The organism is Acidaminococcus sp. (assembly GCF_050873445.1).
Taxonomy (GTDB): domain Bacteria; phylum Bacillota; class Negativicutes; order Acidaminococcales; family Acidaminococcaceae; genus Acidaminococcus.
This window is the reverse complement of record NZ_JBNMIU010000004.1, coordinates 12440-26320: the sequence shown is the minus strand read 5'-3', so window position 1 is coordinate 26320 and position 13881 is coordinate 12440. Positions and strand designations below refer to the sequence as shown.

Sequence of the window (13881 nt, the reverse complement as noted above, 5' to 3'; positions counted from 1 at the left end):
GGTTTATATCAAAATCACAGAGGAATGTTACCGTGTTTTTTCGTTGGCCGGTCTTCCTGCTTTGATTTTAACATACGCAATGCTTTGATCAGCGTAGGACGGGTGGTCTTGGGTTCGATGACCATTTCCACCATCCCGTGCTTCGCCGCATAGTACGGAGTCGCGAAGTTGGTGATGTACTCCTGGGTTTTCTGTTCCACATCCGGATCATGCCGGAAAATGATCTTGGCAGCTCCCTGAGGCCCCATGACAGCGATTTCCGCCGTAGGCCAGGCAATGACATGATCCGCACCCAGATCCTGGGCGCACATGGCCAGATAGGCACCGCCGTAGGCTTTCCGGGTAACCAGGGTGATTTTGGGCACCGTGGCTTCGCAGTAGGCATACAGCATCTTGGCACCGTGGCGGATAATGCCGCCATATTCCTGGTTGGTCCCCGGCAGGAAACCGGGAACATCCACGATATTGATCAGAGGAATCTTAAAAGCATCACAGAACCGGATGAACCGGGCGGCTTTGTCAGATGCGTTGATATCCAGGCAGCCGGCCATGATCCGGGGCTGATTGGCAATAATTCCCACCGTGGAGCCGTCCAGACGGGCCAGACAGGTGATGATGTTCCGGGCATACATCCGATGAGGCTCTACATATTCCCCATTATCTACGATGCTGCGGATGACTTTGTACATGTCATAGGGCATCTGGGAATCATCAGGGATAATGGTATTCAGTTCTTCATCCATCCGGTAGGCACTGTCGCCGGTATCATAGACCGGCGGATTTTCCCGGTTGTTGCTGGGCAGAAAACTCAGCAGGTACCGGATCTGTTCCAGGCAGTCTGCATCGTTTTCCGCAGGAAAGTCGGCCACACCACTGCGGGTGCAGTGGGTGAACGTGCCTCCCAGGTCTTCCTGGCCTACTTCTTCGCCGGTCACGGTCTTGACCACTTCCGGCCCGGTGATGAACATCTTGGAGTTCCGCTTCACCATGTAAATGAAATCGGTCAGAGCCGGGCTGTATACAGCACCGCCGGCACAGGGTCCCATAATAGCAGAAATCTGGGGAATCACGCCGGAAGCCAGGGTGTTCTGCTTGAACATCTTGCCGAAACCCGCCAGGGCATCAGTAGCTTCCTGGATCCGGGCACCGCCAGAATCCGCCATGCCCACGATGGGAGCACCGGTTTTCAGAGCCATAGCCTGGACCTTGGCGATCTTGTTGGCATGCATTTCACCCAAGGATCCACCTTCTACAGTGAAATCCTGTGCAAACACGAACACCGTGCGGCCGTTCACCGTACCATAGCCGGTGACAACCCCGTCTCCGGCCAGATATTTCTTTTCCTGGCCGAAGTTAGAGCACCGATGTTCCACAAATTTATCGAGTTCTACAAAACTTCCCTCATCTAAGAACGAGTTTATACGTTCACGGGCTGTCATTTTACCCGCATCGTGTTGTTTCCCTACTCTTTTGGCGCCGCCGCCCGCTTCGATCTTCTCGTAGCGCGCAAACATATCATCGATTTTTTCTCTTGTTGTCAAAAATATGCACCTCCTGAGACTTCATGGTTCCAACGAAAATAAAACATGGTAATTGTAACATAAATTCGAGCCTGTTACCACCTGTTTTCCGAAAATTTCGTGGCACTATGAATTATTTTTTCTCCATGGTGCCGGTTTCCAACATTCTTTCATGGAAAGAGAAGGCTTCTTTGAGGATATGGGGTGTCTGGCTGTTATGGCAGGCAACGCAGGCCCGTTCGAAATAATCTTTCAGCAGAGGCTGATACCGCGGGCTGGCAATCTTGTCAATGATGATCGGAGCTCTTTCTTTCGGAGACAGTCCACGCAGATCGGCTACGCCACGTTCAGAAACGATAACATCCACATCGTGTTCGTTGTTGTCGATGTGAGAGCAGAAGGGAACCACAGAACTGATCTTGCCGTCTTTCCGTTCCGATTCGGCAAAGAAGATGGACAGATACCCGTTCCGGGCGAAATCACCGCTGCCGCCGATGCCGTTCATCAGATTGGTCCCGCAGATATGGGAAGAGTTCACGTTGCCGTACAGGTCCACTTCGATAGCGGTGTTCATGCCGATAATACCCAAGCGCCGTACCACTTCAGGGTTGTTGGAGATTTCCTGAGGCCGCAGAATCAGATGGGATTTATATTTTTCCAGATTGCTGTAGAACCGTTTCTGCACTTCGGCGGACATGGTCAAGGAAGCCCCGGAAGCCACACGTAGTTTGCCGGCATCGATCAGATCGAACATGCCATCCTGAATGACTTCGGTATATACCGTCAAATCTTCGAAATCGGAATGGACCAGACCGTTGATCACAGCATTGGCTACAGAGCCTACACCGGATTGCAGGGGAAGCAGATTCTTGGGCAGACGGCCCTGTTTCACTTCATTCTTCAAGAAATCCACCAGATTGGCACCCATGGCCCGGGCGATGTCGCTGATGGGAGCCAGTTTGCTGGGGGTATCAGGGATGTCGCAGGGAACGATGGCCACCAGTTTATCCAGGTCGCAGGGGATATAGGTGGTACCAATCCGGTCTTCCGGTTTTTCAATGGGGATAATCTTCCGGTAAGGAGGATCCAGCGGTACGTAGCAGTCGTGCATCCCTTCCAGGCCCACAGGCTGAGTAGTATTCACTTCCACGATAACCTTCTTGGCGCTCTGCACATAGCTGCAGCTGCCGCCCAGGCTGGTGGTGGGGATAATGCCGATTTTGCCCTTGCCCAGATCCTTGATAGCGCAGGCTTCGATGATAGCTACATCCACGTCCCGGTGATCCGGCAGGAAACCGAACCGGGCCATTTGATTGAACGTACTGATATGGGTATCCAGATATTTGATCTGGCCGTTGTTGATGGCATTCCGGCAGTTCTTATCCGTCTGATAAGGCATCCGGTTCCCTACGATACCGGCTTTCACCATTTCGGTATCGACTTCAGGACCGGCAAGCACTGTCCATACATTCACTTTGAAAGGATGTTCCTTCCCTCTGGCAGCCAGTGCCAGGGGCACAGCTTTGGGATAGCCGGACGGGGTGAAACCGCTCATACCCAGGTTCATGCCATCCTGAATGAATTCGGCTGCTTTTTCTGCAGGCATGATTTTGCTCAGCGCAGCCGCACAATGGACTCGATCTGTAATATCGATCATTTGCTTTTCCTCCTGTTGCCTGTTCTCCAGGCAATTCTTTTCTGTCTGAATATTTAAATTTAGAATCTTCGTCATAAATAATAGCAATATTTCATGAAACTTGCAAGGGAAAACCCCTATTTTACCCGATGAAATTGTCGGAATAGTAGCTGTTTCCCTGTCTTTTCTATCACCTTCTCTCTATTTTTCTTTTTTTTGCTGTTTTTTCCGCAGAAAGATACAATCGTCTTTCTGCCCCAGTCCCCGAACCACATCTTCCGCAAAAGCCTTACAGGTCGGAGCACCACAGGCTCCGCAGTCCAGCTGGGGAAATTCCTGCTCCAGGGCTTTCAGCTGCTGCATCTTTTCCAGTGCCTCCCCGAAATCTTCCGCCAAAGGCGGATGGGGCCTGGGTTCCAGAGGCTTGATGTAACGCCAGGAGGCAGGAAAATCCTCCAGGATCCGGCAGTTCTGCATCGTCTCCTGCCGGTCGGGACTTTCCCGGCTCCGGCGCCGCCCCACCCGCACCCGCAGATTCTTTGCGGCCACAAACTTGTTGACGGCCACGCAAGGTCCGCCCACACAGCCGCCAGCACAGCTGTAGCAGCAGGCATACCGCACATCGTTCAGCTTTGCCATGCTGATCTGTTCCAGCAGTTCATCCACTTCCTCAGGCCCCTGGGCACATACGGCATCGGTCACTCCGGTGGATTCCAGTTCACCCTGCCAGCTGCCCCAGCTGAGACTGTATGAGGAACCCAGGATGGCCTCCGGCACCTCATACCGGGTTTCCTGCACATGCTTGATGGCCTTGGTAAGCGGCCCATAGATGGAGGCGATGGTAAAGGAGCCAGTGACAGCCGTATGAGCCACATCCACGGACTGATGGATGTTGGTTCCCTTGGAGGGGCAGGGGGAGATGAACCAGATTCCCACCTGCTCCGGGGCCACTTTCAGCCGCCGGGTGGTCTCTCTCCGGGTATAGATGGCCGCCGCCTCTGCCGGAGCCAGGATGGGCAGCACCTGCTTCACCAGTTCCGGATACCTGGTCTGGATCAGCCGCAGCACTGCCGGACAGGCTGAGGAAATCAGCGGGAACGGTCCCCTGTAACGGCCAATATACCCTTCCATTTCCCGGCTCACGTAGTCCCCGGCCAGGGCTACATCAAAGACAGTGTCAAAGCCCAGCTCCCGCAGGCCCTCCCAGATTACTGAAGCCGCAATGTTGCCATCGAACTGGGCATAGAAAGAGGGGGTGGCCAGAGCGATGTTCACCTTATACTTCTTCAGTTCATCCAGGGAATCGGCCCAGCCTTCCATGGCCCGCACCGGGCAGCAGCGGATGCATTCTCCGCAGTCGATGCATTTGTCCGACAGGATTTCCGCTTTGCCGTTTCTGACCCGGATGGCCTGTACCAGACATTCTTTCACACAGATCAGGCAGCCGGTACAGCGTTCCCTGTCTACCCGCACCGAATTCAGATAAGGTTCTGTCATCCCGCTTCACCTCCCTCCCGCAGTCTTTCTCAATGAGGCAGCTTGAACGTCAGAGTGACCTTCGTCCCTTTCCCCACTTGGGTAGCGATCTGCATTTCGTCCGACACCTTTTTCATATTGGGCAGTCCCATGCCGGCGCCAAAACCCATAGCCCGGATTTCAGCCGAAGCGGTGGACCATCCTTCCTGCATGGCCTTCTGCACATCCGGGATGCCGGGACCGTTATCCTCGATAATCACCTGGATGGCTTGAGGGCTCAGTTCGGCCCGGATGGTACCGCCGCCGCCATGAATCAGGCAGTTCATCTCACCTTCATAGGTACCGATGGCAATCCGGCGAATCAGCTCCGGAGACAGCCCCAGCTGTTTCAGGGTGCCTTTCAGAGATGTGGACGCCGCACCGGCCCGTTCGAAGTCATCCGGGATGACGGTATAGGTTTCTTCCATCCCTTATTTCCTGTCCTTAGCAGTACAGCCCCGCAGACCCAGTCCATACAGCCGGCCGCATGCTTCGAACATGGTACAGCGGGTATACAGCACGGGTATGTTCTTATCCCGGGCCGCCAGCAGCACATCGTTTTCCGGATGCTTATCCCGGACGAAAATCAGAGCTGCAGCATCACTCACATCTGCCGTGCGCACCACCTGTACATTGAGCAGACCTGTGAGCAGCACTGCATCATTCTTCGCATAGGCCAGCACATCGCTCATCATGTCACTGCCACAGGCGGAACTCACCGTGCGGTTCAGGGATTCCTGCCCCAAAACCACCTGAGCTCCCAGTGTTTCCGCCACTTTTTTCAGAGTAACCATTTTCCATTCCTCCCTCATTCAAAACAATGCTTCCAATTGCTGCCGTTCCCAGGAGTCCCGATAAGGATCCAGCACCTGGAGGGCCCGTGTGGCATAAGAGGCCACCGATCCCTCATAATGGCTGGTGATCCGGCTGTCCGGATAGTTCTGTTTCAGCAGCGCAATGGCCATATATACATAACCAGCTTCCCGGGGATTGTTCATATTGCCCAATTTATGGAGAGCATCATCCAGATAGCTGATTGCTTCCTTTTCCTGCTGTTTCCGCATGGAGAGCAGCGCCAGGTAGGATTCCACGATGGGATGCCGCCAGTAAAACACATAGCGGGGGAACAATTCATAGGCCTGGAGGAAATACTTCCGGGCCTCCGGGTAACGGCCCATATTGTAGCAGGCCACCCCGGCATTGCAGGAAAATACCACCCAGCTGCTGTAGGCCTCCTGCCCTTTGGCATATTCAAGAGCCTTTTTGTACTCGTCCAGGGCTTCCTGGAATTTTCCCTCACCCCGTCGGATTTCCCCCAGATAATTATAAGCTCCGGCGATGTTCAGTGCATACCGGTGCTGCACATTCTGAGTCACTGTAAAGGTGGAGATGGACTCTCTCAGCAGTCGCTCCGCTTCCGGGAAGTTTCCCTGCATGATCATGTTCAGACCCTTCAGCCGCAGCAGGATGCCCATTTCCTTGTGGTAATTGCATTCGTCAGCCAGGTTCAGGGCCACTTCCAGATAGTTTTTCATTTCTTCCGTGTTGCCGATCTGGATATCGTAGTAAATCATCTGCTTATAGCCCATGAGCATATAATCCCGGTTGTGGATCTCTGCTGCCTGTTCGATCAGGCTCAGGATGTTCCGGACACCCTTTTCATATTCCCCTACACGGATGTAGTGACGGCCCATGAGATGAAGATAGGTCATCTCCAGTTCCTTCACTTCCGGAGTCTCTCCGCAGGTCCGTTTGATGGTATGCATCATCTCGTCCACTTCCGCCAGGAATTGGTCCAGATTGGTCTCGATGAAACGGCTCTTGGTGTCATCCGGAACCAGTTCCGTGCTGCTGAGCACTGGGAACAGTTCATTGCTGAAGTTCAGGTAGTACATGAGGATTTTCAGTTTATACCGCCCCATGTTCACCAGCTCACCGGCCTCCTGGTAATGGTACTCCAGATGGTGGTACAGCCGGATATCCTGAGGCGAATGGGTCAGCCTTTTTTCCCACAGACTGGCAATGTAACTGTGAAGGATCCGCTGCTTGTCCACGGAAATCTGCTGCTGGAGATAATCTTTCATTTTCTGGTGGACCAGTTTATAGATTACCTCCGGCTGCTGAGGCACTGGCCGGATAAAGTTGGCCTTGCGCAGGCTCTCCATATTCTCCAGGGTCTGCAGGTTGTTCATGTGCATATATTCGGAGATCATGGCCAGCGGTGCTCCGTCATAGAACAGGGAAATAAAGTCCAGGATTTTCTGCTGGTTATCCGTCAAAGCAAAGCAGCTGGCCCTGAAAATATTCCGCATGTTCTCTGTCAGATTATCCAGGCTGCCGGTGGTCTTCAGAGCCATGAGGCATTCCCGCAGCAGGAACAGATTTCCTTCAGATTCCTCCCAGAGCCGCTGCACCAGATTGCCATCCACGGGCACAGTCAGCCCGGTCCGGCTGGCATACTGCCGGATACCCTCTTTGTCCAGAGGCTTCAGTTCCAGCACCTGCAGCTTGTGGTACATGGTCACTGACGTCTCGAACTGCTGGTAATTCTTTTCCCGGGAGGGCTGGGCCGTCAAAAGGAACAGGAACCGATCGGACCGTTTATGGAGGATCAGGCTGCTGAGCAGGGACAGGCTCAGGGAATCCATCCAGTGGATATCCTCAAAAATCAGCAGGATTCTCCTTGCCTTAGCCGCATTCTCCAGTACCGTATACAGAGTATGGAACACTGCATCGAATTTCAGCAGGTCCTTGATTTCGCCCAGCCCGGCTTCCCGGTCACCGCTCATATCCATCTGCGGGAACAGATCGCTGAGTTTCCCCGGTTCCATATTGGGAATCCTGATGTTCTCCCGGCGGACCAGGCTGTCCAGTCCCTCCACGATACCGGTCCAGGGCCGCAGCGGGATGTTCTGTTCCGGTTTGAAGCAATTGGTTTGGATCACCGCTACATCCGGTGGCAGCTCCCGCACCAGAACATCCTTCAGGCTGGTCTTGCCGCTGCCCGCATCCCCCTGCAGCAGCAGGGTCCGGGAAGATTTTCCGGAAAGGAACTGTTCCAGCGCTCCATTGAGCTGGTCCAGTTCTGTTTCCCGTCCAGGAATATCCCCCTGGATTTTCCGAGGTTCTGCCGTTTCTTTTGTTTTTTCCTGCTGAAGATGCTCCCGCATGAGCTTTTCGATTTCCGGCGGGACACTGGTCTGGAGTTCCTCCCGGAACAGGGCCTTCATTTCCTCATACAGCTCGGTGGCCTGCTTCATGTTCCCCTGTTCGCAATAAGTCTGAAGCAGCAGGGTATAAATGGATTCATCGTAGGGATCATGTTTTAGCAGCATACGCCCATAGCGGGTCACCTGCGGCAGGTTCCGCACCGCCACTGCATCCTTCAGTTTCTGGAGCAAAGCCTCCATGTACAGGCTCTCCAGCCGGTCCCGTTCTGTCAGATACCAGCTTTCATATTCTTCGGCATCCTTGATGAAAAATCCCTGAAGAAAAGACCCCTGGTACAGATCCAGATTTCGCCCCGGATCTGCCTCGAAGTCCTTCACATCCACCTTCACCTGAATATCCGGATTGACCTTGATGATGGCCTTTCGGGGTGAGATGAATACATCCGCCCCCATGATTTTTTTTGTTTCATACAGGGCATTCCGCAGATTCTTCCGGGCCATGGCATCGGACTTGTCCGCCCACAAGATACCACTGAGCTCATCCCGCAGGACCGTCCCCTTGACCAGGATATAGTAAACCAATGCATTGACTTTGTTATAGGGAAAGAAAATCTCTTTTCCATCTTTCCGGATGACCGGAGCCCCCAGAAATCTTGCTTCAATCAGACTCGACATGGCCTGCACCTCATTAAGAAAAATTGGCTGAATTCAGTCCATCAGCGAAATCCCCTCAATCGTTACAATAGTCTATTTTTTATTATAATATAAAATCACTACAAAAAAAAGCAGGACGTGCGTTTCCGCACGCCCGCCGTTTCAAGTCTTTCCGGCTCAGCGGACCACCACTTTGCCGTTCTTGACCACCATTTCCACAATGTTGATGCCCGTATGATAGGGCAGGAATTTATAGGACGGATACTGGAGAATCACCAGATCAGCCTGTTTCCCCGGTTCCAGGGAACCGATCCGATCTGCCCGGTCCACAGCTGCTGCCCCATTCAAGGTCAAAGCCGTAATGGCTTCCTCCGCCGTCATTTTCATGTAGATCACAGCCAGCCCGATCATCAGCGGTACCGAAAAGGTAAAACCGCTGCCGGGATTGAAGTCCGTAGCCAGGGCTACGGCACAGCCCGCATCGATCATTTTCCTTGCTCGGGCAAAGGGTTCCTTCAGGCAGAAGGCCGTAGTGGGCAGCAGAGTGGACACCACACCGTTTTCGGCCATGGCCTTGATTCCCGCATCGCTGGCATGGAGCAGATGATCGGCACTGGTGGCATGGAGTTCACCCGCCAGTTCAGCGCCGCCCAGGCTGACAATTTCATCTGCATGGATTTTTAGTTTAAAACCCATCTTCCGTGCTTCCTGAAGAAGATGACGGCTCTGCTCAATGGAAAATACCCCTTTTTCACAGAACACATCGCAGAATTCTGCCAGATGGTCCCTGGCCACTTCCGGCATCACGTTTTTCAACAGGAATTCAATGAAGTCATCGCCCCGGTCCTTGAATTCCGGCGGGACTGCATGAGCTCCAAGGAACGTGGAAACCAGTTCGATGGGCTGGCGGCTGTTCAGCTCCTGCACCACTTTCATCTGTTTGATTTCCGTATCATGATCCTGGCCATAACCGCTCTTGGCTTCCACGGTAGTGACCCCCATGGCCAGCATCTTCTTCAAAAAGTCCATGCTGTGGTCTACCAGCTCTTCTTCGCTGGCTTCACGGGTGGCTTTCATAGTATTTAGGATACCGCCTCCCCGTTCCATGATTTCCATGTAGCTCATGCCTTCCATACGCCACAGGAATTCATCGGGCCGATACCCACCGAACACCAGATGGGTATGGGAATCCACAAAGCCGGGGAGTACAGCTTTGCCCCGGGCATCGATCTGTTTGTCCGCCGGCACCAGCTTTTCCCAGTCTGGCTGATTTCCGATGCTGCGGATCTTCCCGTTTTCAATCAAGATGGACTGATTCTCATAGATTTTCAGCTGTTTCATTTCCCGGCCCCGGCGGGCAGTCTTCCCCAGCGGGGTGACGATTTGGGCTGCATTTTTGATGAGCAGGCGATCGTTCATAGTCTTCCTCCTTACAAAGATTGCCGCCCGTAAGGCGGCAATCTTTTCCTGTTGTTCAAATCCTCAGTCAGTCTTTGATTACATGGGCGTTCGGATATACCCTGGCCACTGCATCTTTGATCTTGGCTTCGTCCGTCAGGTAAGGCAGAGTAATCTGTCCGACGCCCAGACGAGTCTGGTTGAATTCCAGCGCAGTTTCCATAGCGTGTTCATTCCGTGCCCAGCTCCGGCGGGCTACACCGCTGATTACATCCCAGCTCAGGGAACTGCGGATGATTTCGTCTACCCGATGGCTGCCATCCAGCACCAGCCCAAAGCCGCCGTTGATTGCCTTGCCGATCCCTACGCCGCCGCCATTGTGCAGGGCACACAGGCTCATGCCTCTGGCTGCGTTCCCGGCGAAGCACTGTACAGCCATATCGGCCATCACATTAGACCCGTCTTTGATGTTACTGGTTTCACGGAACGGAGAATCCGTACCGGATACATCGTGATGGTCACGTCCCATCATCACAGGCCCGATTTCGCCTTTGCGGACCAGTTCATTGAATTTCAAGGCAATCTTCACACGACCTACTTCATCCTGGTACAGGATACGAGCCTGGGTACCTACCACCAGTTTGTTCTTTTCGGCGTCACGGATCCAGTTGTAGTTATCCCGATCCTGATACCGGCGGTTCACGTCGATGCAGCTCATGGCTGCCATATCGGTCTTATGCAGGTCTTCCGGTTTGCCGGACAGGCAGACCCAGCGGAACGGTCCATAGCCATAGTCGAACAGCTGCGGCCCCATGATATCTTCTACGTAGGACGGCCAGATGAACCCGTCTTTATCGTCCACACCGTTCTTGGAGATTTCCTTCACGCCGGAATCGAACACAGCCTTCATGAAAGAGTTGCCATAATCGAAGAAGTATACACCGCGGGCAGTAATCTTTTTCAGAGCTGCAAAGTGGGCATGGAGGGTTTTGTCCACCAGTTCACGGAAATATTTGGGATCCTCAGCCAGCATCTGGGTCCGCTGTTCAAAAGTCAGACCCTGCGGGCAGTAACCGCCGTTGTAGGCATTATGGCAGGAAGTCTGGTCGGAAACCAGGTCCACATGGATGTTATGATCCACGATGTATTCCAGCAGATCCACGATGTTGCCATGGTATGCGTAGGCTTTGCCTTTCTTTTCAGCCATGGATTTATGAGCCAGGTCGAATACTTCCGGCAGAGAATCGGATACGCCGGAGATCCAGCCCTGATCCAGACGGGTCTTGATCCGGGAGGCATCCACTTCGGCAACGATGGCTGTGCAGTTGGCAATTTCTGCCGCCTTGCCCTGAGCACCGCTCATGCCGCCCAGCCCGGATGTGATGAACAGCTTGCCACCCAAGTCCCCATCTTCAGGGATACCCAGTTTCATACGGCCGGCATTCAAAATAGTATTGAATGTGCCATGCACGATTCCTTGCGGCCCGATGTACATCCAGCCGCCCGCGGTCATCTGCCCGTAGTTGGCGACGCCCATTTCTTCAGCGATTTCCCAGTCTTTCAGATTGTCATATTCACCAATCATCAGGCCGTTGGTGATGATGACCCGGGGAGCTTCCGGTTTGGAATGGAACAGGCCCAGGGGATGGCCGGATTCCATGACCAGAGTCTGGTCCGGTGTCATGTTCTCCAGGTATTTTTTAATCAGCAGGTATTGCATCCAGTCATGGCACACGCTGCCGGTTTCACCGTAGGTTACCAGTTCATACGGATACAGGGCCACTTCAAAGTCCAGGTTGTTGTCGATCATCACCTGGAAGGCCTTGCCTTCGGTGCATTTGCCTTTATATTCATCAATGGGTTTCCCATAAATTCGGCCTTCCGGACGGAATCGATAGCCATAGATCCGGCCCCGGGTAGTCAGTTCTTCCAGGAATTCCGGGATCAGTTCTTCATGGTATTTTTCAGGGATGTACCGCAGTGCGTTTTTCAGAGCGATTTCAGTCTGGGCAGGCGTCAGACGGAAGCCACGATCCGGAGCCCGGCGAATGCCTTCCTGGAAAGGTTTTGGTTTCGGCAGTCCGTTGGGGAACTCCAATTTGATCGTCATGGCTTTTCCGATGTCTTCATTTTTCATATTGAACCACTCCTTTTCAGTATGTTTCTTGAGGAAACGTGCTTTCCTTTCTGATTACGTCTTTATTGTACGGAACCTTCATCGGAAAAACGTCCAATTCTCCCTCTTCTTCCAGAAAAAATTCTGTGATTTTCCGTCCATTCTCTGGACGTTTTCTTCCAATTCCGTCAAAAGAAAATCAAAAAAACGACTGTCTGCCGGGAGAAAAGAAAAGAGCTGTGGATGCGTGTCCACAGCTCTTTGATGAAGGGATGGAGATAAGGGAGTTGTCTGTATTAGAAGAATTTCAGGTCGACTTTGTCTTCTACCGCATCCAGGATGCCGCCGCTCTGGACCAGATCGGTGATCTTTTCCAGTTCTTTGAACATCTCGATGTCTTTATCGTAAGCAATGAAATCATTGGTTTTCCGTACGGCGTCATAAGCAGCCTGAGTACCGGCACCCAGCTTGAACCCTTCGCCTTCCCGCAGATCGATGGCCTGGCAGGCAGCCAGGATTTCAGTTGCCACCACCCGGCGGGCGTTGAAGGCAATTTCACCGGCTTTCCGTGCAGCATGGGCACCCATGCTGACCAGGTCTTCCTGATTTTCGCAGGAAGGAATGGAGTCAACAGAAGCAGGATGGGCCAGGACTTTGTTTTCACTGACCAGTGCGGCAGCGGCATATTGGGTAATCATGAAACCGGAGTTCAGGCCGGAATGTTTCACAAGGAAGGACGGGAATCCGCTCAGGGAGTTATTGATCAGCCGTTCCAGACGCCGTTCGGACACGTTGGCGATTTCCGAAATGCCGATGCCCAGGAAGTCGAAGGGCAGAGCCATGGGTTCTCCATGGAAGTTGCCGCCGGAGATTACATCGCCATCCGGCAGGACGATGGGATTATCCGTAGCTGCATTGATTTCAATATCAACCTTGTCCTTCACGAAGCCCAGGGCATCCTTGCTGGCTCCGTGGATCTGAGGCACGCAGCGCAGACAGTAGGCATCCTGTACCTTCAGCTGGCCCTGATGGGTCACATAGGTACTTCCCTTCAGCAGGCTGCGCATGTTATAAGCAGTATCCAACTGTCCTCTGTGAGGACGGATTACGTGGAGCCGTTCATCGAAAGCATCGATGATGCCCCGCTGTGCTTCAATGGAAAGAGCAGCGGCAATATCGCTCTGTTTCAGCAGGCTCATGCCTTCCCACAGGGCAAACACACCCATGGCAGTCAGGATTGGTGTACCGTTAATCAAAGCCAGACCTTCCTTGGCTTCCAGATGGATGATGGGGATACCGGCCTTTTCCATGGCTTCCCTGCCCGGCATCAGCGTGCCCTGGTATTCGGCATCGCCCAGGCCCAGCATGGGCAGTACCATATGGGCCAGCGGCGCCAGATCGCCGGAAGCACCCAGGGAGCCTTTTTCAGGGATGTAGGGATGGACACCCTTGTTAATCATATCTACCAGAGTCTGCAGGGTGGACAGACGGATACCGGAATACCCTTTGACCAGAGCGTTGGCCCGAATGGTCATAGCAGCCCGGGTCACTTCCTTACTCAGAGGTTTGCCATAGCCGCAGGAGTGGGTCCGGATCAGGTTTTCCTGGAGCTGAGCGCAGTCTTCTTTAGAAATATGGACCCGGCAGAGAGAGCCGAACCCGGTGGTAACACCATAGACCACACGGTCGCTGTTGACGATGTCATCGATCAGAGCACGGGAAGCTTTGATGCGAGCTACAGCATCCGGATCAAAAGATAATTTGGCACCATAGCGGCTGACAGCGATCAATTGTTCCAGGGACAGGTCATTCCCGGTCAGGACAACTTCTTTAATGGCTTTTACATCTTTCAGTAACATAATGGCATCCTCC

The 13881-nt window shown here is 53.2% G+C and carries 9 protein-coding genes; all 9 read right to left on the bottom strand.

All coding sequences use genetic code 11. The features are described 5' to 3' along the window. Window positions 1-14: 14 nt before the first annotated feature. The 9 genes from mmdA to hutH all read right to left on the bottom strand — a co-directional run bounded on the left by mmdA (window position 15) and on the right by hutH (window position 13868). Entirely contained in the window at window positions 15-1514 is a 1500-nt protein-coding gene (gene mmdA / locus ACR0QW_RS01360) for a methylmalonyl-CoA decarboxylase subunit alpha (protein WP_432641969.1), read from the bottom strand. A gap of 139 nt (window positions 1515-1653) precedes the next feature. Then, on the bottom strand, window positions 1654-3177 hold the full coding sequence (locus ACR0QW_RS01355) for a succinate CoA transferase (protein ID WP_432641929.1): 1524 nt from the start codon (window positions 3175-3177) through the stop codon (window positions 1654-1656). Between the two features lie 180 nt (window positions 3178-3357). Then, window positions 3358-4653, bottom strand: a complete 1296-nt coding sequence (locus tag ACR0QW_RS01350; protein WP_432641928.1) for a [Fe-Fe] hydrogenase large subunit C-terminal domain-containing protein — start codon at window positions 4651-4653, stop codon at window positions 3358-3360. Between the two features lie 29 nt (window positions 4654-4682). Then, window positions 4683-5099 carry an ATP-binding protein gene (locus tag ACR0QW_RS01345; RefSeq protein WP_432641927.1) on the bottom strand — a complete coding sequence of 139 codons (417 nt, stop codon included), beginning with the start codon at window positions 5097-5099 and terminating at the stop codon, window positions 4683-4685. Between the two features lie 3 nt (window positions 5100-5102). Then, a complete protein-coding gene (locus ACR0QW_RS01340) occupies window positions 5103-5465 on the bottom strand; it encodes a DRTGG domain-containing protein (protein ID WP_432641926.1) in 363 nt (120 codons plus the stop codon). A gap of 18 nt (window positions 5466-5483) precedes the next feature. Then, window positions 5484-8516, bottom strand: a complete 3033-nt coding sequence (locus ACR0QW_RS01335; RefSeq protein ID WP_432641925.1) for an AAA family ATPase — start codon at window positions 8514-8516, stop codon at window positions 5484-5486. A 156-nt stretch (window positions 8517-8672) separates the two neighbouring features. Further along, window positions 8673-9914, bottom strand: a complete 1242-nt coding sequence (hutI, locus tag ACR0QW_RS01330; protein ID WP_432641924.1) for an imidazolonepropionase — start codon at window positions 9912-9914, stop codon at window positions 8673-8675. Window positions 9915-9981: 67 nt separating this feature from the next. After that, the gene (locus ACR0QW_RS01325; RefSeq protein WP_432641923.1) at window positions 9982-12030 is read right to left on the bottom strand and encodes a urocanate hydratase; all 2049 of its coding nucleotides are present in this window, start codon (window positions 12028-12030) and stop codon (window positions 9982-9984) included. Window positions 12031-12305: 275 nt separating this feature from the next. Then, the gene (hutH, locus tag ACR0QW_RS01320) at window positions 12306-13868 is read right to left on the bottom strand and encodes a histidine ammonia-lyase (RefSeq protein WP_432641922.1); all 1563 of its coding nucleotides are present in this window, start codon (window positions 13866-13868) and stop codon (window positions 12306-12308) included. Window positions 13869-13881 lie beyond the last annotated feature (13 nt).